Raw genomic sequence first — 22940 nt, 5'->3', positions numbered from 1 at the left:
TTACCTGAAAAGGTTGAGTTATAAGATTTATGAAAAAGTCCATTTTACTTTCTTGCGTGCTCGCGGTTGCACTGGTAGGAACGCTGTTCAGCCTTCCGAAGGTGGTCGTAAACAACAAGGGTAAGGATATGGACAAGGAGAAGGGCCAATCGGGCGCCGTTGCGTCGACAGCTTCGGCAAGCGCATCTGCGCCAGCTGCTGCGGCGGAATCTTCTTCAAATTCGCATGATGGAGCCGCTTTATCTCCTGATCAGCAAAAAATTGTCGATCAGCTCAGAAGCGGCTTCAATCAGGCGGGTGACAAGGGCAAGGTTGTTGCCGGTATCAAACTTTCCGACGAGTTTGCCAAGCTTCAAAAATTTGACAGCGCCGCATTCTACGCCGAAAAAGTAGCCTTGCTCTCCCCTGCCGTTGAAAACCTTATGCGTGCGGGCGACCGTTATTATGAAGCATACGGATTCGCGGTGGATGAGCAGAAAGCAAAAAACCTGGGCTCTAAAACCCGCGAATATTACCAAAAAGCAATTGACCAGAATCCTGGCCTGTTGACTGCAAAAGCCAACATGGCGATGACCTACGTGAACACCGAAAACCCGATGCAGGGTATCCTGATGTTGCGCGAGGTGATCGACGCGGATCCTACCAACGAATTGGCATTGTTCAATTTAGGGATCCTGTCCATGAGATCTAACCAATATTCAAAAGCTGCTGACAGGTTCAGACAGATTTTAACCAACAATCCTGCCAACACGAAAGCCAAGTTCTATCTCGGTCTTTCACTGGTTGAATTGGGTGACAAGGAACAAGCAAGCAAAGTTCTGTCGGAGGTTAAAAAAGAAGAGAAAGATCCGGTGATCCAACAAGCCATCGGCGAGTTGGAAGGCCGTCTGAAAAACTGATCATCAGATCATCAAGGAAATACATTACTTATTTATAAACGACATAATCATGCCTTGCGGAAAAAAGAGAAAAAGACATAAGATCTCCACTCACAAGAGAAAGAAAAGACTTAGAAAAAACAGACATAAGAAGAAATAATTGGCTATGACCGGGTTTTAAACTATTAAGATCCGGTCATCCTTATTCACCACGTTTGTATCCCGCTAACAGCCTGATTTGCGGGGAGTTAAGTATCAACATTATCGAGCCATTCAGTTGGTTGAACATTGAGTAACGAATTACTAATCAATTCTACTCAAAAGGGAGAGCGTATAGCCCTTTTGCAGGATAAACGTCTTTTAGAATATCACGTAGAAACACCGGACCAAAGCTTTACCGTAGGCGATATCTACCTCGGTACTGTGCGGAAACTGGTGGCAGGGCTCAATGCTGCCTTTGTAGACGTTGGTTTTGAAAAAGATGCGTTTCTGCATTACCTCGATTTGGGGCCCAATATCAACTCGCTGAATAAGCTCACCAAGGATGTTATCGCCAAGCGTACGCACTCCGGCAACTTGAAGAATTTCAAGATGGAGCCGGAGATCGAGAAGCTTGGGAAAATCGATAAAGTCCTTTCCAAAAACCAGCCAATCCTCGTTCAGATTGTCAAGGAGCCTATTTCTACAAAGGGCCCGAGACTTTCTTGCGACATTTCGATCGCCGGACGGTACATTGTACTTGTTCCATTTTCCAATTCAGTCAACCTTTCTAAAAAAATCACCGACAAGCAGGAGCGAAACCGCTTGCAGCGATTGATGTCGTCTATTAAACCCCAGAATTTCGGGGTGATCATCCGTACGGTTGCTACCGGCAAGGATGTGGATGAGCTTAACAAGGATTTGCAGGACTGCCTGGACAAATGGGAAAACGGTATCAAGGCATTGAAAGATGCCAAGCCGCGCGACCGCGTGATCGGTGAAATGAACCGTGCCTCTTCGATCATCCGTGATATGCTGAACGAGTCGTTCGACAGCATTACTGTTGATTCCAAGGAGGTGTACGACGACATTAAGGCCTACATCCACAACATTGCGCCGGAGAAAGAGAACATTTTGCGCCTGCATAATGGTAAGAACAAGCTGTTCGAACAATTCGGTCTGGAAAAACAGATTAAATCACTCTTCGGCCGCTCGGTAAGTCTCCCCAATGGTGGTTACCTGATCATCGAGCATACCGAAGCGTTGCACGTGATCGACGTCAACAGCGGTAACAAATCCAATTCGGAGGAAGACCAGGAAGCGACTGCATTGAGCGTCAACCTCGAAGCGGCGAAGGAAATTGCCCGCCAGTTGCGTTTACGCGATATGGGCGGCATTATCGTCGTGGATTTCATCGACATGAAAAAGGCGGAGAACAAGCGCACGCTGTTCGATGTCATGCGTGATGAGATGAAGGGCGATCGTTCTAAATACACCGTTCTTCCGCTTTCCAAATTCGGTCTGCTGCAAATTACTCGTCAGCGCGTAAGGCCGGAAATGAATATCGTTACCCGCGAAACCTGCCCAACCTGCGGCGGTACTGGCACGATCCAGGCGAGCATTCTCGTATCCGACGTGATCGCCAACAACCTCGATTACATTCTTACCAAGCAGAACGAGCGCGGTATCACCATTTCGCTCCATCCGTTCCTGCATTCCTATTTCACAAAAGGATTTATTTCCGAGCAGGTAAAATGGTTCTTCCATTACAAAACCTGGGTGAAGCTGATCAAAGACTCGTCGCTGGGCGTCGTCGATTTCAAATTCCACAACCGTTATGGGGAAGAGATTGAGATTGTGCCAACGAACTGATTAGTCAGGTTTGGTCATTTGTAGTCAGGAGTTGTCATTGCGCATTATCTCCCTTTCCAGATGGGTTCCCGCTTTTCTTTGAAGGCTAATGCTCCTTCTTTGGCGTCTTCTGTTTGGAGCAGTTTGTACAATTCGCTTTTTAGGAATGCATGCTGCTCGCTTTGAGGTAGGTTCTGTATTTTTTGCAAACCTTGTATTCCTAATTGTATTGCCAAAGGCGCGCTGTTACAAATCTGCGTGGCTAATGCATTTACTTCTGCCTCAACACTCTTCTTATCTGCCAAATGCGTAACCAAACCCATGTCCAGAGCCTCCGTTGCTGAATAAGCCTTTCCCGTAATCGACATTTCCAAAATCTTTCTCTGAGGCACAATTGGTAACAGCGAGGCCATTACCTGCATTGGCCAAATGCCCCGTTTCACCTCCGGCAAACTAAACGTAGCCTCAGAAACACTGAAAACGAATGTACAGCCGCATATCATCAGAAAACCGCCGGCCAGTACCGGGCCTTCTACCTGGGCAATGCAGGGTTTCAATAACTCATTGAAAGCATCGCCTAGTCTGGCTTCCTCGCGAATAATGGGTAATGTTGGATTGATCGTGTTCGCGGTAGCATCGTGAAATGCATTTAAATCCGCGCCAGCGCAGAAAATAGGGCCCTCTGCCTTTAAAACTACACAGCGGATGTCAGCCTCGTAATGTGCATATGCGAGCGCGAAGATGATTTCCTCGGCCATTGTCGGTGTGAAGGCATTTCGCTTTTCAGGCCGGCTCAATGTAATGGTAAAAAGATGTCCGGCCTTTGCAGTTTTGATGTGCAAAAACCGGACATGATCGAAAGCACTGATGTCTTCTTCGGTGTAGAATCGCATGCCAAAACGTGGTTAGTTCGCTTTGGCAAGTATAGCAAATTATCGGGTTACAACGCCCTCCACCATTTTAATATACTGTGCAATACCCTCTTCGATCTCATGCAGGTAAATGAATTCATCCGCGCTATGCGACCTTGCAGAGTGTCCCGGTCCCATTTTCAATGACGGACAATCGAGCAGTGCCTGGTCGGAAGTTGTGGGCGAACCATAGGCATTGCGGCCTAATTTCAAACCTTCCTGAACAATGGGATGGTCCATAGGAATGCTCGACGGCCGTAAGCGAATCGAGCGTGGCGTTACTTCCGATTGGATATTAGCCTTAATTTCAGTAATTACCTCTTCCAAAGTGTATTGATCCGTCACGCGTACGTCGATCGTGAATGTACAAGCATCGGGCACTACATTATGCTGCGTACCCGCATTGATGATCGTGACCGACATCTTGATCGGCCCGAGCGTGGGCGAAACTTTGGGAAATTTGTATTCCGTAATCCATTGAATGTCTTTCAATGCTTTGTAAATGGCATTTTCGCCCTCCTCACGCGCAGCGTGCCCGGATACTCCTTTTGCGGTGCAATCCAGAACGAGTAGCCCTTTTTCAGCCACCGCCAAATGCATTTCAGTAGGCTCGCCGACAATGGCAAATGCAATTTCGGGCAACTCCGGCGCTACGATTTCCAGGCCTTCTTTCCCGGAAATTTCTTCCTCGGCGGTTGTCGCGATGGCCACATTGTAAGTCAGGTCTTCCCTGTCATAGAAATAACAGAAGGTGGCGATCAGCGAAACCAGGCATCCTCCCGCATCATTACTTCCCAAACCATACAACTTTCCATCCTGCTCGATCGCCTTGAAAGGATCGAGTGTCCAGGATTTGTTCGGTTTTACAGTATCATGATGCGAATTAAGCAGCATTGTTGGCTTGCTTGCATCGAAATGCTTGTTATAAGCCCACAGGTTATTCTTTTTGGTATGAAAAGGAATATTCTTTCTCGTGAAGAAATCTGCGATCAGTTTTGCCGTGTGCTCTTCTTCCTTGCTGAAAGAAGGCGTTTCGATCAGGCTTTTCAGCAATGCGATGGCCTCATTGGACAGCGTTTGTATGTTTTCCAAAGTGTTTACCATCTTACCTGTCCGTCACCTTTAACAATCCATTTTTCGGTTACCAGCTTTTCCAATGCGAATGGGCCCCTGGCGTGCAGCTTTTGGGTCGAAATACCGATTTCTGCGCCTAATGCGAATACTCCGCCGTCTGTGAAGCGCGTAGAAGCATTAGCATACACCGAAGCCGCGTCCACTTCTTTCAGGAAAGTTTCGATGGCCTCCTCGTCGGTCGAAATAATGGCTTCCGAATGCCTGGATGAATAATTTTCAATTTGTTTCAAAGCGTCTTCCAGCCCGTCCACCACTTTCACCGAGCATTTGAAATCCAGGAATTCCTTGCCGAAATCGTCTTCGCTGGCTCTTTGCAAATAGGGATATTCCGCCTTTTCAAGAATGTCGTACGACTCTTCGTCCGCGAAAACCTCCACATTCCATTTAATAAAGTCTTCTTTAAGCTTCGGCAAAAATGCTCCTGCCACTTCCCTGTCTACCAAAACGGTATCCAGCGCATTACAAGCAGCAGGTTTTGAGACCTTTGCATTCACGACAATCTGCGCCCCTTTATCAAGGTCACCTGTTTTCTCAATATAAGTATGGCAAACGCCCGCGCCGGTTTCGATCGTCGGAACCAATGAATTCTGGCGTACAAACTTGATCAGCCCTTCCGAACCACGTGGAATGATAATATCCACGTATTGAATGGCCGTCAGCAACTCGCCTACAAACTCGCGGCCAGTCGGCAACAGGGTTACCGCAGCCGCAGGCACTCCGAATTCCGCCAATGACTCGTGGATTAGGCCCACCAGGTAAGTATTGGAATGCTGCGCTTCCTTGCCGCCTTTGAGCACACACGCATTTGCGGAGCGCAGGCACAATGAAGCCACATCTATCGTAACATTTGGACGTGATTCATAAATAACCCCTACTACACCCAGCGGCACAGCGATTTTCTTCAAAGAAAGTCCTTGCTGAATAGTCTTTTCTACAAAAACTTCGCCGGTGGGGTCCGGGAGCTCAGCTACCTCAATCAGGCTTTGCGCCAGTTCGTTGATCCGCTTCTGGTTCAGGAGCAGGCGGTCCTTTTTCGGGTCGGCATCATCCATCAAATCCAGATCTTTCCGGTTTTCGGCAATGATGTTTTCGGCATTCGCCAGCACTTTCGCAGAGAGATTGATCAAAAGATCCGCCCTTTGCCTGTCTGTCAGCCGGCGAACGGCAGCTGATGCCTCCCGCGCTTCCTTTAATTGAGGTATTATCGATTCCATTATAACAAAACTATATCATTGGCATGCGCCACTTCAAAATTCACTGTTTTCAGGTTGGTGCGGATCGCCGAAGAAGTCTCTCGCGCACGTGCAACCGCGATCATTTCGTCTTCTGACGAATATATTTCGATGATCTCGCCCGCTTCAAAATCGCCCGTCACTTCGGTAACACCTACCGCGAGCAGGCTCTTTCGCTTCAATAATGCTTTCGATGCGCCTTCGTCGATATGCAATGTGCCCGACACCAGCCCGCCGCTTCCGAGCCAGCGGTTGCGCGCAGATAATGTGCTCTTGCCCGGTGTGATCACCGTTCCTGCTGCACCTTTTAATGCATTGAGTAATTCATTCGGCTGGTTCATTCCAAAAATCACCACGCGAATGGCCATTCTCGAAGCCAGTTTAGCGAAAGTGAGCTTGGAAGCCATTCCGCCAAGACCAAGGAAAGATTTATCGGTCCTGACAAACTTAAAAACCTCGTTCACATTGGATACGTTCCGCAGGATTTTACCCTCCTCATCCAGCAACCCGCCTACCGAGGTACAGAACATCAGCGATTCGGCCCCGAAACCAACTGCCAGCAGGGTTGCCAACTCGTCATTGTCCGAAAATTTCAACTCGCGGTCGCTTACCACATCGTTTTCATTCACGATCGGGATAATGTCGTTCGCCCACAGTTCTTCGAAAGTCTCTTTGAGTTGCAGGAATTTGTTACGGTTCGCGAAATGCTGCCGCTCGCAAAGGCTTTGAGCGATATAAATCTTGTTCGGGGCAAAATAGGTAGCATAAAGGCCTACCAGTAACGGGTTACCGACCGACGCGGCTGCCTTTCGCTGGGTCATTGTGCCTTTATAATCAGTAATGTAAGCCTTACCGGCCCCAACCGCACCCGAAGAAACGACGATAATGCGGTACTGCGAATGTATTTCCGAAACCTGCCGGGCTATTTCCGAAATGATCCTGACATCAGGTTCACCCGAAGGAAGCGTAATAGAGGCTGTCCCGAACTTTATGACGAGAATAGGTTTTGACACTTGGTATGCAAATAAGCGGCATCATCATGGTTATCTCAGATGCCCGGTAATCAATCTGGCGCCAAAAATACTTCTTTTCAGGCGAAAACAGATGCGCCGGAGATTCCCGTGGTGCATTTCGCACATTATAATTCGCTTAAAACTGCGCCGTTAAATCGCCTTCTGAGCTTCAATGCCCTTTGCAGCTGATCCAGGTATTCATCCCGCGGAATTTCAATAGCGCCATAGCGGAGCACATTATCATTGATGAACTGCGTATCCAGCAAGGCAAAACGGTTCATTTTGAGAATCTGTATCAAATAGTGAAACGCGACTTTCGATGCATTGCTCTCGATTGAAAACATCGATTCACCAAAAAACACCCCGTTAATAGAAACGCCATACAACCCTCCCACCAGCCGGTCTTCGCGCCAGGCCTCCACGCTATGCGCGTAGCCAATCTCGTGCAATGCTGTGTAGGATGCGATAATTTCCTCCGAAATCCACGTCCCGGGCTCGGCCGCCCGCGGGAGCGCACACCCGCGCATGACGCCCTCGAAATCGGTGTTAATGCGAATGTCGAAATGCTTTTTATTGAGTACTGGTCGGAGCGATTTGGAGGGTTTGTAGGTATCAATCGGAATAATCGCCCGCGGGTTGGGCGAGTACCAGTAAATCGTACCGTCCGCCTCGGCCATCGGGAATATGCCATTGATATAGCCGTTGAGAAGATCGTCGGTGCTGATAGCAGACATGAAAGCCACTGAATTAGGGAATAATGTTGTTGATCGAAGTGTGAATAGCACAAAAACAGGCACGCGTGCAAGTTCGCTCTTTAAAACTTTACCGTTCAAAACGAACCATAAAAATATATCTTCTGTTTCTTTGCTGTAAGATTTTTTTTTTGAAAATTTGCAGCCTCTTAGACGCACAAGCAAGTCAATGAATCACAACGGCATACATACAGTTCTGCATACTACGCCTTTCCGATTCAGGTCCCCGCGGACCGCATAATCTCCTTTTACCTACGTGGTAAATATCTAATACCCGCAACTTTCTTACAATTTCTAGACGTCCCATCGTTTGTCTCTGGGTATAGTTAATTATTGTCTTGAACATTTTGTCAGCTTAGTCATCAATGAAAAATACCGAAGTAGTGGGCAGTAAGTTTATCGTACAGACTGCCAATGAAAATCATCTCCATTATGCCGAACGGATTTGCGCGGAAATGGAGGAGAGCGCTAAAAAGCGTGGTACCGGTATAGCCAAACGTTCCCCAGTGTATATTATGGAGAAAATGGTGGAGGGAAAGGCCATCATTGCTACAACAGACACCGGTGAATGGGTAGGGTTTTGTTACATCGAAACCTGGGAGCATGGAAAATTCGTGGCGAATTCGGGACTGATCGTACATCCTGATTTCCGCAACAGCGGCATGGCGAAAGCTATTAAAATGAAAGCATTCGAACTGTCGCGGCAAAAATATCCTGATGCCAAAATTATCGGTATCACTACGAGCCTTCCGGTGATGAAAATCAACTCGGATTTGGGCTACGAGCCTGTTACATTCAGTGAACTTCCCGCCGACGACGCATTCTGGAAAGGTTGCGCGAGCTGCGTGAATTACGATGTACTCACCCGGACCAATAGAAAACACTGTCTTTGCACCGGTATGATGTATGATCCGGAAGATAAAAAGCCAGCCGCAACGCCCACTTCCGGAAACGAAACGGCAGCCGAAAAGCATACCTGGGATTTCTTGAAGGAATCGAGCCTCTACGAGCGCTGGATGCGCATTAAGCAACGCATTTTGCTACGAAGGGAAGAACGTGCCAAAAAGAAAAACGCCGGGGCCGTGCTGGTACACTAGTGTGCCGCACACTTGATAGATTTCAGTATCTCATTTTTAATACCCCGCCCGGCAACCGAAAAGGTCCGAAGCGGGGTATTTTTTGTTACTGTCGTTAAGAACATAGCCAGCAGCTTTTCCCGGTTTGGGAACATCATTCCGGCAAACTTGCGTACTTTTGCAGCCAGGATGAGAATTTTCACACGAGGCACACTACGAGCATTTTGGGATCAGAAAGCAGACGCCCGCCCGGCGCTGGAATTCTGGTACGATGCCATTGAGAAAAACAGGTTTCAAAATCCTAACGAAGTAATCAGCTTTTTCAAGAATGCTGACACTGTCGGAAATGGCAGGATCGTGTTCAATATAACACATAACAAATACAGGCTCGTTGCCAAATTCGAATACGAAAGACAGCTGGTATTTGTACGGTTCATTGGAAGCCATAAAGATTACGATAAAATAGAAGACATTAAGAACATCTAGCAGATCACAGATAATGAATGCATTAGCAATCAATTTAAATGAGATCACTATCAAGCCGATCACCAATCAGGCGGACTTCGAGGAAGCTGGCAAGGTGATTAACGCATTGATGGACGCCGATCTGCTCGAAAACGAAGCGGAGCGCAAAAAGGCGCTGGATATCCTGGAAGCCATTACTGTCCTAGCGATCGATTATGAGAAAAAGCATTATCCAATTCCTAAACCCGATCCTATCGAGGCGATCAAAGAGCGAATGGAACAGCTGCATTTGAGCAGGAAGGATGTCGCCCCCTATTTCGGTGGAGAAAACCGGGTCTCGGAAGTTTTGAATAAAAAGAGGAATCTGACTATCAAAATGATCAGGGAAATTAGTAAGAACCTTGGCATTCCCGCGGAAACGCTTCTTGCCGCGAGTTGAGTTTGTATTTAATAGCGTACCAATTTTAGAATCAGTATCCATACCATTAGATTATAATAATGTCACAGCCCAAAGTAGTATTAGCGTTTAGCGGGGGACTTGATACCTCCTTTTGTGTAAAATATTTAGCCGAAGACAGAGGTTACGATGTGTACTCGGTCTTGGTTGACACCGGTGGTTTTTCAGATGAAGAGCTGAAAACGATCGAAGCGAATGCCTATGCTTTGGGCGTGAAGCAACATGCCACAATTTCCAAAACCAAGGAATATTACAACGATTGTATCAAGTATCTGATCTTCGGTAACATCCTGAAAAACAACACCTACCCGCTTTCAGTGAGCGCAGAGCGTATTTTCCAGGCGGTGGCAGTAGCTGAATATGCCAAAGAAATCGGTGCGAGCGCGATCGCACACGGAAGTACCGGTGCCGGTAACGACCAGGTTCGTTTCGATATGGCATTCCGCATCATCGTCCCGGAAGCTGAAATCATCACACCTATCCGCGATCTGAAACTTTCCCGTGAAGCCGAAATTGAATATCTGACTGCAAAAGGCGTTTCCCGCGACTGGACTAAGGCTGCTTACAGCATTAACAAAGGTCTTTGGGGCACATCGGTGGGCGGTAAAGAGACATTGACCTCCGACCAATACCTGCCGGAATCGGCTTGGCCCACGCAAATCACCAAAACGGAGCCGGAGCGCATTACGCTCGAATTCGTCAATGGTGAATTGAAAGGCGTTGCCGGGGAGACTTTTGAAAATTCCGTAACTGCTATCCAAAAGCTTGCCGAAATTGCTCAGCCATTCGGCATCGGCCGGGATATCCACGTGGGCGACACCATTATCGGTATTAAAGGCCGCGTGGGTTTTGAGGCAGCCGCTCCGCTGATCATCATCAAAGCGCACCATACGCTCGAAAAGCATGTTTTAACAGAGCAACAACTTTACTGGAAAGAGCAGCTTTCGAACTGGTATGGCAGCCTGCTGCACAAAGGGCAGTTTGTAGAGCCGGTGATGCGTAACATAGAGACATTCCTCGCCGATACGCAGTCGCATGTGACGGGTAAAGTACACGTCTACCTCGCACCGCACCGCTTCCATGTGGAAGGTATCGAATCGTCGTACGACCTGATGTCGTCGAAATTCGGCAGCTACGGTGAAATGAACAATGCGTGGACCGGCGACGATGTAAGAGGCTTCTCAAAAGTGGCTTCGAACCAGGTGATGATTTATGGGAAAGTGAGTGATTCGGTGGAAAAGTAAAGAGTTTACTGTTCAAAGTTTATGAGTTATTCGAATGCAAAATTATCAGGAATTAAGAGTTTGACAGAAGTCTCACACGTTCGTACTTGAGATTTACAAGCTGACAGACGATTTCCCGAAAAATGAAACATTTGGTCTCATATCGCAAATGCGACGTTCCGCTGTTTCGGTACCCGCCAACTTGGCCGAAGGTTGTGGTAAAAAGGGGACACTCGACATTGCGAACTTTTTTCAAATATCATTAGGATCTCTTCACGAAACAGAATACTACCTGTTGCTTGCAAGAGACCTGAGATACATTACTAATGAAGTATTTGAGGTCCGTGACCTGGAGATAAAGGAAATCAAAGCAATGCTTATCTCTCTTATCAAAACGGTACGCTCTTCTTAAAACAAAAAAATGGACTCATTAACTCATAAACTCATAAACTCTCTGAACATAGGCATCATAGGCGCCGCAGGCTATACAGGAGGAGAATTGATCAGAATCCTGATTAATCACCCGAATGTGAGCATCACATTCGCGCATAGCAAAAGCCAGGCCGGAAAGCCGGTGTACGCGACACATACCGATTTGCTGGGAGATACCGAATTGGTATTTTCCGGTGATGATATTCAACCATTACTTAATGTAGAGGGCCTGAATGCGATTTTCCTTTGCTCGGGACACGGCGAGTCGAAGAAATTTCTCCAAGAATATCAATTACCCGAAACGACAAAAGTAATCGACCTGAGCACCGATTTCCGGGACGAGTCGAATGGCTTTGTCTATGGCCTTCCGGAGCTTCAACGCGAGCAGATAAAAGGGGCAACTAAGATTGCAAACCCCGGCTGTTTCGCAACAAGCATCGAACTGGCTGTTCTGCCGCTTGCCAATGCAGGTCTGATCAAGGACGACGTTCATGTGAGCGCGGTTACAGGCAGCACGGGCGCGGGACAGGCATTAAGTGCGACGACCCATTTCACCTGGCGGAACAACAACATGTCGATCTACAAGGCATTCTCGCACCAGCATTTGACAGAAATCAAAATGACTTTCGGCAAGTTGCAGGCAGGGTTCGACAAGGCGGTGAATTTTGTGCCGTATCGCGGCGATTACACGCGTGGCATTATCGCCAACGTTTATACGCGCTTTGAAGGGACATTGGAAGAGGCAAAAGCTATCTACAAAGATTTTTACGCCTCGCACCCGTTCACGCACGTAAGCGACGCTGCGATTGATTTGAAACAGATTGTGAACACTAACAAATGCTTCGTTCACCTGGAAGTTCATGACGGGCAACTGCTGATAACCAGCATCATCGACAACCTTACCAAAGGTGCATCCGGGCAGGCGGTACAGAATATGAACCTGCTGTTCGGGTTGCCGGAAGATGCGGGGCTGCGGTTGAAGGCACCGGCGTTTTAATTGAATTTTTAAGTAGTTTGAGTTTGGCGCGCAAAGAGATGACAGTTATGACTGATTTGATTCAAACATATAACCAACTAAGCGAAACGCAGCAAAAACAATTGCTAGCTTTTGCCAACCTGCTTTTACTCAAACAAAAGGCCAAACAGCCCGTGGGAGATCTTACGGGATGGAAGGAAAAAATCAGCAACGTTTCCACTTGGAGCGAAGATGATATCAAGGCATTTGAAGAAAACGTGACACACTTTAAGCAATGGAGAATACAGGATTGGTAATAGACACCGGCATATTTATTGACTATCTCCGGAAAACGGAAAAATCGAAAACAATCCTGGCATCGTTACCTAACGATTCCTCTCTATTTGTTTCCGCTGTAACTGTTTACGAACTAATGATGGGCGCTACTAACGAGCAAAAGAGAAAAGATGTGGACACTCTTCTCGAAGGCATATCAGTCCTACCTTTCGACGAAGAAGTGTCCGTGAAGGCAGCTGAAATATATCACAGTCTGCGAAGGCGGAACCAGATGATTGAATTTCGGGACATCTTCATCGCTGCCACAGCACTCATTTTTCAATTACTAATCAAAACACTGAACAAAGACCATTTCCAGAGAATTGAAACGTTGGAATTGGCCTGATAAACCACAAAAAAATGTCACACCTTTTTGACGTCTACCCCATTTACGATATAGAACCCGTGAAAGCGCAAGGCAGCTACCTCTGGGACCAGCACGGTACCAAGTACCTCGATCTCTACGGCGGCCACGCGGTGATCTCGGTCGGCCATTGCCATCCTTATTATGTGGATAAGCTGACCAAGCAATTGAATGCGATCAGTTTTTACTCCAATTCCGTCAAAATCTCCATTCAAGAAGAGCTAGCGGTCAAGTTGGGAGAGCTATCGGGTTATCCTGATTATAAACTATTTCTCTGCAACTCCGGCGCGGAAGCAAATGAGAATGCATTGAAACTGGCTTCTTTCCACAATGGCAGAACGAAAGTGATTTCATTTACCAAATCGTTCCACGGCCGGACGGCCGGTGCGGTAGCCGCAACCGATAACCCGTCGATCGTTGCGCCTGTGAATTACAAGGAGCACGTTACTTTTCTGCCATTTAATGATGTACAAGCCGCAGCCGAAGGCATTACCGACGAGGTTTGCGCCGTGATCGTAGAAGGTATCCAGGGTGTGGGCGGTATTAATGTATGTACGGATGAATTCCTGCAAACATTAAGACGCAAATGCGACGAAACCGGCGCGGTTCTGATCCTCGATAGCGTACAATGCGGCTACGGCCGGACCGGGAAATTCTTCTCGCACCAATTCAGCGGCATCACGCCCGACATTATGTCGATGGCGAAAGGAATGGGTAACGGCTTCCCGATCGGCGGAATCCTTATTTCACCAAAGTTCAAAGCGAGCTATGGTTTGCTGGGAACGACATTCGGCGGCAACCATCTGGCTTGTGCGGCGGGTGTGGCCGTTCTGGACATTATGAAAGAAGAAAACCTGATCGCGAATGCGGCCGAGATTGGCGACTACCTGCTGGAAGGTATTAAAGCAATCGGCGGTTATAAGGAGCTGAGAGGCCGTGGGCTGATGATCGGGATCGAATATGATTTCCCCGTGAAGGATCTTCGCAACAAGCTTCTGTTTGAACACAAAATGTTCACAGGCGTGGCAGGTGCGAACACGATCCGCCTGCTTCCTTCGCTTGCATTAGGCAAAACCGAGGCCGATCTATTCCTTGAAGCATTGAAAAAAGAAGTATCTGTTGCAGCCGTTTGATTTTTTTGAACTAATACCATCCTTGCCATAGTTGAGAATAGGAACACCTATCTCCGAAATTTTAACCTGAATGAAACACTTTCTGTCCATCAAAGACGTCACCGACCTCCCACAGCTCATTACCAGTGGCATCGCTGCTAAAAAGGCCCCCTTTGCGGACCAGGCGCTTGGGAAAAACAAAACCATAGGTCTCTTGTTTTTCAATTCAAGTTTGAGGACGAGGATCAGCACCCAAAAGGCTGCACAGAACCTTGGCCTGAACGTGATTACGATGAATGTGGGCCAGGACGGTTGGGGACTGGAAATGGAGGAAGGTGTGATCATGAACGGCGACAAGGCCGAGCACGTGAAAGAAGCGGCGGCTGTCATCGGCAGCTATTGCGATATCATCGGCATCCGTTCGTTCGCTGGATTACAGGATCGTGATAAGGATTATGCTGAAATCGTTTTCCAGCAATTCAAGAAGTATGCACAAGTACCGATCATAAACCTCGAATCAGCAACGCGTCACCCGCTGCAATCGCTGGCAGACTGCATTACGATCGAAGAATTCAAGCTGAAACAGCGCCCGAAAGTGGTACTTACCTGGCTTCCGCATTTCAAGGCATTGCCTCAGGCGGTTGCCAACTCGTTCTGCGAATGGATGAACCCGATGGACGTGGAACTCGTGATCACACACCCTGAAGGTTATGACCTTTCCCCCGAATTTGTCGGTAAAGGCCAGGTGATCTATGACCAGGACAAAGCGCTCGAAGGGGCGGATTTTGTATATGGCAAAAACTGGTCGTCGTTCAACGAGTACGGTAAGGTTTTGAATACCGATCCGTCATGGATGATTACCGAGGCAAAAATGGCTTTAACCGACAACGGCAAGTTCATGCACTGCCTGCCTGTACGCCGAAATATGAAGGTAGCCGATGAAGTGCTCGATGGCTACCGGTCACTGGTGATCGAACAGGCCGCCAACCGCGAATGGTCGGCGCAGGCTGCATTGAAAGAGGTGTTGTTAGGATTGTAATTACGACTGAATATAAAAAGAGGATGCATCAAAAAGAGTAAAATCATATTTCGTTGTCGCCCTTCGATCGCCCGGCGGTCCGCTCAGCGCGACACCTTAATCGCATTTTGATACATCGCATCATGAAACTGATATTGAAATGAGTACAACCACATTGGCTCAACCCTCTGATTCAACAACCCTGGATGAAGTCCGTAAAACCGGCGTATTGATCGTGAACCTTGGCACGCCAGATAGCCCGTCGGTGCCCGACGTCCGCAAATACCTGCGACAGTTCCTGATGGACGAACGCGTGATCGATATCCCATACCTGAACCGCTGGTTCCTGATTAACCTGATCATCGCACCTTTTCGAGCCCCGAAGTCTGCAAAGGTTTACAAGCAACTCTGGCGGCCTGACGGCTCTCCCCTGAAAACGTATGGCTATTCGGTAAAGGATAAGCTGCAAAAGGTTTTGGGCAAAGACTATGTCGTCGAACTGGCCATGCGTTACCAGAACCCCAGCATTGAAAAGGCCCTTACCGCATTGCGTAAGGAATGCCTGACCGAAATCATCGTCGTCCCGTTTTTCCCCCAATATGCTTCCGCTTCAACCGGTTCGGTTTACAAAGAGGTAATGCGCGTTGTAAAGGACTGGGAAGTGCTACCGGAAATCCGGTTCGTGAACCGCTTTCTCGAACACCCTAAGTTCATTCAGGGCTTTGTGGATTTGGGTAAAAAATACATGGCGCAGCACGATTACGACCACTTTGTGTTTAGCTACCACGGCTTGCCCGAGCGGCAGATTACCAAAGGCGATGTTACGGGCAGTTTTTGCCAGTTCGGCAGTTGCTGCGACAAGCTCGACCATCGTAACCAGCATTGCTACCGCGCACAATGCTTTGAAACAACGCGTTTGCTCGTGAAAGGATTAGGCATTCCCGAAGGCAAATACACGACCTGCTTCCAATCGCGATTGGGCAAAAATCCATGGATCAAACCATATACCGACGAAGTGATCCCGGAATTGACCAAAAAAGGCGTAAAAAGTGCATTGGCATTCTCCCCGGCATTCGTAGCCGACTGTCTGGAAACGACGATTGAAGTAGGAGAAGAATATAAAGAGCTATTCGAGAAAGAAGGCGGCCAGCATTGGCAGCTCGTCGAGAGCCTCAACGACTCCGACATCTGGGTCGAATGCCTTGAAGATATCATTAAAAACCCGGCCGCCTGATTCAGGGGCCGGGTTTTGGCTTTTATTGGATATTGCTTTGTATTACAAGCTAACGCTCTCCTTTTTGTAAAGACCGATCAGTGTCTCGGCCGCATAATCGATTTCAGCTTCTGTATTGTATTTCCCAAACGAGAAACGCACATTAGCCCTGTTTTCATCGATTCTGAGCTCATTCAAGACATGCGAACCAATGTCGGTGCCACTTGAACACGCGCTACCGCCTGACACGGCAATTCCTGCAATATCCAGATTGAACAGCAGCATATCGCTGATGTCCGAAGGCGGCAGGCTTACGCTCAAAACGGTATAAAGACTTTTGCCCAATTCTCCCGAATTTCCATTGAAGCTCACTCCTTCGATACCTTCTCTCAGTTTGCCGATCATACGTCCTTTCAGGCCTTCAATGTGCTGCTGATGCGCATCCATATCGCGGTAAGCGATTTCCAATGCCTTCGCCAGTCCGACAATACCATAAATATTCTCGGTTCCGCCGCGCATGTTACGCTCCTGCGCGCCCCCATGTACGAAAGGATTGATTTTAATGCCCGGACGGACGTACAAAAAGCCAATGCCTTTCGGTCCATTGAACTTGTGCGCCGCACCGACGATAAAATTCGTTTTCAGCTTTTGCAGATCATGGCGGTAATGGCCCATCGTCTGCACGGTGTCGCTATGAAAAATAGCGTCGTATTTTTCACAAATATCACCTGCGGCTTCCAGGTCGAGCAGGTTACCTATCTCGTTGTTACCATGCATCAGGGAAACCAGTGAGCGCGGTTTTGAAGCCAGTAATGCTTCCAGGTGTTCAAGATCGACCTCGCCTTTTTCATTCAGTTTCACAAAACTCAGCTCAATCACGCCCAGCTTTTTGAGGTGTTCGAGCGTATGCAGCACGGCATGGTGCTCGATGCGCGAGGTGATGGCGTGTTTCAGGCCAAATGTCTCGATGCTCGAACGAATGGCCGTATTGTCGGCCTCGGTACCACCCGACGTAAAAAATATCTCAGCAGGCGCCGCATTCAGGATTGCTGCGATATTCTTTCTGGCCCGCTCGATGGATGAACGCACGGCACGGCCGTAGGAATGTATGGAAGAAGGGTTGCCGAATTGTTCGGTCATCAGCGGCAGCATGGCTTCCAGCACTTCGGGGTCCAGCTGCGTTGTAGCCGCATTGTCCAGATAGACTTTCATTGGATATAAAATTAGAAAGATCACTCATTGTCAGTTCAGACAATAAGTGACCCAGATTAGCTTAGCAACAGCTTTATTATTTCTTCGGTTCCGAAATGATTTCCTTGATATCGGAAATGATCTTATTCGCAAGGCTGGTAGCCGTAGTCTGCGTCTCCGATTCCGAGTAAATACGGATGATCGGCTCCGTATTCGACCTGCGCAAATGCACCCATTCACGGTCGAATTCGATGCGGACACCATCCACGGTGTTCACGGGCTGTTTGGAATAACGCGTCTGAATACGGTCCAGGATATTATCTACATTGATTTCCGGTGTGAGCTCGATCTTGTTTTTCGAAATATAATAATTCGGGTAAGACCTTCTCAAAACCGAAGCTTTCTTGCCCGATTTCGCCAAATGCGTCAGGAATAATGCAATACCGACGAGCGCATCACGGCCGTAGTGGCTTTCAGGGTAAATTACCCCTCCATTGCCTTCTCCGCCGATCACCGCATTGTTGGCTTTCATAGCATTCACTACGTTCACCTCGCCTACCGCCGAGGCCAGATACTCTCCACCTGCTTTGATGGTCACGTCGCGTAATGCCGCAGTGGACGACAAGTTGGATACCGTATTGCCCGGTGTGTGTTTCAACACATAATCCGCAACGGCCACAAGCGTGTATTCTTCTCCAAATGGCGTGCCGTCCTCGCACATGAGCGCAAGCCTGTCCACATCCGGATCCACGACGATACCCAGGTTATAGGAACCGTTGTTCAGTTCTTTGCTGATATCATGCAAATGTTCGGGAAGCGGCTCGGGATTGTGCGCGAAGTTGCCGGTTGGCTCGCAATTCAGCTTTTTAATGCTTTTTGCGTCGACCCCCAACGCTTCGAGCAACATCGGTACCGCTATTCCGCCCGTCGAGTTGACCGCGTCCACAACGATCCTGAAATTGGCATTTTTGATTGCTTCCACATCAACCAATGCAAGTGAAAGCACGTGGTCGATATGTTTTTGCAGGTAAGTATTGTCGGTTGAATAGCTGCCCAGCTTCTTCACATCAGGAAAAAGAAAATCTTCCTGATCCGCAATGCGCAGTACCTCGGCGCCTTCCGCTTCTGAAATGAATTCTCCTTCGTTGTTGAGCAGTTTGAGGGCATTCCATTGGATCGGGTTGTGGCTTGCTGTCAGAATGATACCGCCAGCCGCACCTTCCGCTTTCACGGCTATCTCGACAGTCGGAGTGGTAGAAAGGCCCAGGTCGAGGACATTAAGCCCTACACCCTGCAAAGTACCGGCTACCAGGCGGCTTACCATTTCACCGGAAAGCCTTGCATCCCTGCCGATTACGACCTTTAGATTCTGTGGATTTGTACGCCTCACCCATGTCCCGTATGCAGCAGCAAACTTAACAACATCAATCGGAGTCAGCGCCTCACCCGACTTTCCACCCACTATTCCCCTGATTCCTGAGATAGATTTAATTAACGTCACGATCTAGAATTCCTCTTTATGTTTAGTTGCAAAAATACTAAATTCCCTCTCCGTAATTAGATTTTTCTACAAACAAAAAACAATAATTGAGTTTCTGGACTCCTAATTTACGCCCGTTTACATCTTTCCCGATTAGCCGGAAAACCAGGCATAATATACGTTTTCAGGCTGAAACAAGCGGTTATCCCTTTGTAAATTCCCCCATTTTACCGAATACCGGGTCCATCCATTCCAGCGACAATTTTTGTACAGAATTGCTCAGCAGCGCACTCCACTGTTTTCCCACGTAATCCAGGTCGTCTTTTTCAAAACGATGCTCCACGAGCTGGAAAGAGTCCTTTTCGTACATAACGACATCAATCGGGTAATCGACGTCATTGGAACTAACCCTGGTGGAATCGAAAGATAGGAAGCCGATCTTCAACGCATCCTGCATCGAAGATTCGAATTTCAAACTCCGGTAGAGCAGCGGCTTGCCGTAACCTGAGTTACCAATGATGATAAACGGCGACCCGTCGCCTACTTCGACCCAGTTACCTTCGGGATACAGCAGGAATAGCTTATGTTCCGAATCGTGTTCAAGTTGCCCGCCTATGATCGCGAACAGATTGAATACCAATCCCGCGTTGTTCAGCGCATACCTGTCCTCCTCGGCTACCCGCCGCACCTGCTGCCCGAGCGCATTCACTGCTTTATATAGCTTGTCGAATGAAGTGTCCCGCTCTTCGAGGACTTCCTTGAAATACGTGATGGCTTTGTCCCGCACCGACCTCAGACCCGAGGTCATTACAAAAATCGAATGCTTATCAGACTGGTAAACAGATACTTTCTTATTGGTCGAAACCTCGGTTCCGGAAGTGAGGCGTGTATCGGCAATGGCCACTAGGCCGGATGCGACTTTGATACCTAGGCAATATGTCATGTCTTAGCGGCTCAATGTTGATAGAGAGTCGCTAAGATATAAAAGTTTTGATCAGTTCATCCACTGGCTTTTGAAATGCCCCTGGCTCTGACTTTGCGACTGCCCGGTCTCCAATCCGAAGTACATATCGAAGATTTTGTTGTCTACTTCGTTGTTCTTGATCTGGAATTTATCGAGGTAGTCGTGCAGTCCCATTTTGAAAACATCCTCCACATCGGTGAATTCCAGCTCGCTCCGGATCTTGCTCAATGCACGCTCCGCCGGGTTGGTATAGCCGCGTTCAGGAATGGAACCTGCTATGGCATACAGCGATAACTCGGCCTGGCGCACGCAATAGGCGATCGAACGTGGGAAGAGTTTATCCAGTATCAGAAACGCCACAATGTTCATCGGCGTAAGTGCCCGGTGCGTTTGACGGTACATATTATAGGCGCTAACCGATTTTAGTACCGCAGTCCAAAGCATCAGGTCGAGCGTGGAACCCGAGGTACCCGCATCCTGCAACAATGTAAAGTACTTCACATCCAGGAAGCGCGAGCATTTGTCGGCCCGCTCGATATGCCGGCCCAGCCGTCCGAAATGCCAGGCCTCATTGCGTGTGATCGACGAATCGACTACCCCATGGAAAAGCTGGCAGTTCTTACGGATATCCGTAAAATACGACTGCATATGGTCCATATTCCGGAAATCGTCGGGCGAAGTTCCTTTAATGGTGAGGTAAAACGTGTTGATACTTTCCCACATTTCCTTCGAGATCGTCTCACGGATCGTCCGCGCATTCTCACGGGCTTCGTACAGGCAGCTGATGATCGAATTCGGGTTGCGTTTATCGAACGTCATAAAATGGATGACATCCTCCTTGGTAGGCTTATCGTAATATTTATAGAAGAGAAAGTGGTCGGCCGTTGCGATCAGAAGCGGCTCCCATTGTTCGTCCACATCGGGCGGAAGGTCCAGGGCCAGGTTAAAGTTAACTCCCACGAAACGGGCGTAATTCTCAACCCGCTCCATGTAACGATTCATCCAGTAAATAGAATTCGCAACTCGGCTCAACATAAGTGGAAAGTAATGTCTCTAAAAATGTAAATCAGAATAATCATAATGCGATCAAACCAAAATACCTAATAATATTTTGCAAATACAAGCATATGCAAAAAGTTATATTATTTCATTGCAAATTATTATTCTACAATAATTCGCCCCCCTGCCTTGGAATCTTCCCGAAACCTTCAAAATTTGTAACTTAACCTTTCATCAAACCATAACCCGTATTTCCTGTGTCAAAGAAAGAACAATTTATTGCAGCAATTCAGAAATCTTATCAAACTGACAAACCTGTAATTCATTTAGGGTCGGCCATTCTCGACGGCGAGATCATCAGCGAGGCCCGCGTGAACCTTCCCTTGCGCATGATGAACCGCCACGGACTGGTGGCCGGAGCTACCGGATCGGGTAAGACGCGCACATTGCAGGTGTTCGCGGAGCAGCTTTCGGCAGCGGGCGTGCCTGTTTTCATGTCCGATATCAAGGGCGACCTTTCGGGTATCGCACAGCCGGGCAAAACGAATGCAGCCCTCGAAGAACGCGCACAAATACTGGGCACCGTTTTCGAACCCAAAGGATTTCCTGTCGAGTTGTATTCATTGAGCGGTAATAAGGGTGCGCAAATGCGTGCCACGGTGCTGGAATTCGGTCCTATATTGCTTTCCAAAATCTTCGAATTGAATGAAACCCAGGCCGGTGTACTCGCTATCCTGTTCAAATATGCCGACGACAAGGATCTGCCGATGGTGGACCTGAACGACCTGAAAAAAGTCCTCAACTACCTCGCCGAAGGTCCGGGCGCGACTGAAATCAAGGCCGATTACGGTACCATTTCCGCATCCACGGCCGGCACGATCCTCCGCAAAATCGTCGCGTTGGAGCAACAGGGCGTAGGTACCATTTTCGGAGAAAGATCTTTCGATATTGCTGATCTGATCAATAAGGTCGACGGCCAGGGCGTGATCAGCCTGCTGAACGTATCCGATGTGCAGGACCGGCCCGCGTTGTTCTCGACATTCATGCTGAGCCTTCTGGCCGAACTCTATCATAAACTACCCGAGGCGGGAGATCTGGATAAACCTAAACTGGTTTTCTTCCTCGACGAGGCGCATTTGCTCTTTAAAGACGCGCCAAAAGCTTTCCTGGAACAGATCGAGCAGGTTGTAAGGCTGATCCGCTCCAAAGGCGTAGGTATTTTCTTCTGTACCCAAATGGCCCAGGATGTGCCGGTATCCGTACTTGGACAGCTCGGTAACCGTGTGCAGCACGTACTCCGGGCATTTACGCCGCAGGATGCCGAGGGTTTGAAACAGACGGTCAAAACCTACCCTAAATCGGATTTCTATACGATCGATCAGCTCCTGACCACGCTCGGTATCGGCCAGGCGTTGATTACGGTTTTGAACGAAAAAGGTATCCCTACCGAAGTCGCTGCCACGCACCTGATGCCGCCCGCCTCCATTATGGGTCCGATGGTGCAGGCCGATTACGATAATCACGTACAGCAATCGGATCTTTATACGAAATACAAAGATCCCGTCGACCCGGAAAGTGCCTACGAAATCCTGACCAAACGAATGGAGGAACAGGCACGTGCGGAGACGGAGGCTAAGGAGGCGGAAGTACAAGCGAAAGTCGAGGCCAAAAAGGAGAAAGAGCAAACGAGTATGATTTCGGATGCGCTCAATTCGCCGTTAGCCAAGCAAATAGGCCGCGAAGTGGTACGCGGCGTATTCGGGATGCTGTTTGGCAAGAAAACCAGCACGCGGAAAAGCGGTGGGGGTTTGTTTGGGTTTTAACAGTCTGTCACGCTGACTAAATTATAGAAGATGTCAGCCTGAGCGCAGTCGAAGGTAGTCCGTACGCAACATCGTGCATGCG

At 48.3% G+C, this 22940-nt stretch carries 22 protein-coding genes and 1 pseudogene; 14 read left to right on the top strand and 9 right to left on the bottom strand.

Annotation, left to right across the window (positions count from 1 at the left end):
* Positions 1-29 precede the first annotated feature (29 nt).
* Entirely contained in the window at positions 30-899 is an 870-nt protein-coding gene (locus AAHB90_RS29455; protein ID WP_342088891.1) for a tetratricopeptide repeat protein, read from the top strand.
* A 267-nt stretch (positions 900-1166) separates the two neighbouring features.
* Positions 1167-2729 carry an Rne/Rng family ribonuclease gene (locus AAHB90_RS29450; protein ID WP_342088890.1) on the top strand — a complete coding sequence of 521 codons (1563 nt, stop codon included), beginning with the start codon at positions 1167-1169 and terminating at the stop codon, positions 2727-2729.
* Between the two features lie 44 nt (positions 2730-2773).
* On the opposite strand, the gene AAHB90_RS29445 is transcribed toward AAHB90_RS29450, so the two are convergent.
* The 5 genes from AAHB90_RS29445 to aat all read right to left on the bottom strand — a co-directional run bounded on the left by AAHB90_RS29445 (position 2774) and on the right by aat (position 7732).
* Positions 2774-3601, bottom strand: coding sequence for an enoyl-CoA hydratase/isomerase family protein (locus AAHB90_RS29445; protein WP_342088889.1), 828 nt, complete (start codon positions 3599-3601; stop codon positions 2774-2776).
* A 39-nt stretch (positions 3602-3640) separates the two neighbouring features.
* On the bottom strand, positions 3641-4723 hold the full coding sequence (locus tag AAHB90_RS29440) for a M20 family metallo-hydrolase (protein ID WP_342088888.1): 1083 nt from the start codon (positions 4721-4723) through the stop codon (positions 3641-3643).
* On the bottom strand, positions 4717-5967 hold the full coding sequence (locus tag AAHB90_RS29435) for a glutamate-5-semialdehyde dehydrogenase (protein WP_342088887.1): 1251 nt from the start codon (positions 5965-5967) through the stop codon (positions 4717-4719). Before AAHB90_RS29435 ends, AAHB90_RS29440 begins: the two co-directional genes overlap by 7 nt.
* A complete protein-coding gene (gene proB, locus AAHB90_RS29430; protein ID WP_342088886.1) occupies positions 5967-6998 on the bottom strand; it encodes a glutamate 5-kinase in 1032 nt (343 codons plus the stop codon). The genes AAHB90_RS29435 and proB overlap by 1 nt, the downstream gene beginning before the upstream one ends.
* A gap of 125 nt (positions 6999-7123) precedes the next feature.
* On the bottom strand, positions 7124-7732 hold the full coding sequence (aat, locus tag AAHB90_RS29425) for a leucyl/phenylalanyl-tRNA--protein transferase (RefSeq protein WP_342088885.1): 609 nt from the start codon (positions 7730-7732) through the stop codon (positions 7124-7126).
* A 383-nt stretch (positions 7733-8115) separates the two neighbouring features.
* Here aat and AAHB90_RS29420 point away from each other — a divergent pair, with 383 nt between their 5' ends.
* From AAHB90_RS29420 to hemH, 11 genes and pseudogenes are all read left to right on the top strand, one after another.
* A complete protein-coding gene (locus AAHB90_RS29420) occupies positions 8116-8847 on the top strand; it encodes a GNAT family N-acetyltransferase (protein WP_342088884.1) in 732 nt (243 codons plus the stop codon).
* Between the two features lie 168 nt (positions 8848-9015).
* Positions 9016-9312, top strand: coding sequence for a type II toxin-antitoxin system HigB family toxin (locus tag AAHB90_RS29415; protein ID WP_342088883.1), 297 nt, complete (start codon positions 9016-9018; stop codon positions 9310-9312).
* 13 nt (positions 9313-9325) lie between these two features.
* Positions 9326-9730, top strand: coding sequence for a helix-turn-helix domain-containing protein (locus AAHB90_RS29410; RefSeq protein WP_342088882.1), 405 nt, complete (start codon positions 9326-9328; stop codon positions 9728-9730).
* A 59-nt stretch (positions 9731-9789) separates the two neighbouring features.
* Positions 9790-10992, top strand: coding sequence for an argininosuccinate synthase (argG, locus tag AAHB90_RS29405; protein ID WP_342088881.1), 1203 nt, complete (start codon positions 9790-9792; stop codon positions 10990-10992).
* Positions 10993-11068: 76 nt separating this feature from the next.
* Positions 11069-11383: pseudogene (locus tag AAHB90_RS29400) on the top strand (four helix bundle protein); the annotation flags it as partial.
* Between the two features lie 9 nt (positions 11384-11392).
* A complete protein-coding gene (gene argC, locus AAHB90_RS29395) occupies positions 11393-12400 on the top strand; it encodes an N-acetyl-gamma-glutamyl-phosphate reductase (protein ID WP_342088880.1) in 1008 nt (335 codons plus the stop codon).
* 23 nt (positions 12401-12423) lie between these two features.
* Positions 12424-12675: a hypothetical protein gene (locus AAHB90_RS29390; RefSeq protein WP_342088879.1), complete on the top strand. Its 252-nt coding sequence runs from the start codon at positions 12424-12426 to the stop codon at positions 12673-12675.
* Positions 12654-13040, top strand: a complete 387-nt coding sequence (locus AAHB90_RS29385) for a type II toxin-antitoxin system VapC family toxin (protein WP_342088878.1) — start codon at positions 12654-12656, stop codon at positions 13038-13040. Before AAHB90_RS29390 ends, AAHB90_RS29385 begins: the two co-directional genes overlap by 22 nt.
* Before the next feature lie 14 nt (positions 13041-13054).
* Positions 13055-14191 (top strand): aspartate aminotransferase family protein, encoded by a 1137-nt coding sequence (locus AAHB90_RS29380; RefSeq protein WP_342088877.1) that lies wholly within the window; start codon positions 13055-13057, stop codon positions 14189-14191.
* A 70-nt stretch (positions 14192-14261) separates the two neighbouring features.
* Positions 14262-15209 carry an N-acetylornithine carbamoyltransferase gene (locus AAHB90_RS29375; protein WP_342088876.1) on the top strand — a complete coding sequence of 316 codons (948 nt, stop codon included), beginning with the start codon at positions 14262-14264 and terminating at the stop codon, positions 15207-15209.
* Between the two features lie 139 nt (positions 15210-15348).
* Positions 15349-16422: a ferrochelatase gene (hemH, locus tag AAHB90_RS29370; protein ID WP_342088874.1), complete on the top strand. Its 1074-nt coding sequence runs from the start codon at positions 15349-15351 to the stop codon at positions 16420-16422.
* Between the two features lie 42 nt (positions 16423-16464).
* Here hemH and AAHB90_RS29365 read toward each other — a convergent pair whose 3' ends face one another.
* From AAHB90_RS29365 to AAHB90_RS29350, 4 genes are all read right to left on the bottom strand, one after another.
* A complete protein-coding gene (locus tag AAHB90_RS29365; protein WP_342088873.1) occupies positions 16465-17613 on the bottom strand; it encodes a cysteine desulfurase family protein in 1149 nt (382 codons plus the stop codon).
* A 76-nt stretch (positions 17614-17689) separates the two neighbouring features.
* Entirely contained in the window at positions 17690-19093 is a 1404-nt protein-coding gene (gene glmM / locus AAHB90_RS29360; RefSeq protein ID WP_342088872.1) for a phosphoglucosamine mutase, read from the bottom strand.
* 181 nt (positions 19094-19274) lie between these two features.
* Positions 19275-20015 carry a peptidase gene (locus AAHB90_RS29355; protein WP_342088871.1) on the bottom strand — a complete coding sequence of 247 codons (741 nt, stop codon included), beginning with the start codon at positions 20013-20015 and terminating at the stop codon, positions 19275-19277.
* Positions 20016-20066: 51 nt separating this feature from the next.
* Positions 20067-21071: an alpha-E domain-containing protein gene (locus tag AAHB90_RS29350; RefSeq protein ID WP_342088870.1), complete on the bottom strand. Its 1005-nt coding sequence runs from the start codon at positions 21069-21071 to the stop codon at positions 20067-20069.
* A 221-nt stretch (positions 21072-21292) separates the two neighbouring features.
* Between AAHB90_RS29350 and AAHB90_RS29345 the strand changes: the two genes are divergently transcribed.
* Complete coding sequence (locus AAHB90_RS29345) at positions 21293-22858, top strand: helicase HerA-like domain-containing protein (RefSeq protein WP_342088869.1); 1566 nt, start codon at positions 21293-21295, stop codon at positions 22856-22858.
* Positions 22859-22940: the final 82 nt, after the last annotated feature.

The sequence above is a fragment of the Dyadobacter sp. OTU695 genome (assembly GCF_038440355.1).
GTDB lineage: Bacteria > Bacteroidota > Bacteroidia > Cytophagales > Spirosomataceae > Dyadobacter.
Note: the sequence above shows the minus strand (reverse complement) of the source record. Positions and strands in the feature narration are given on the sequence as shown.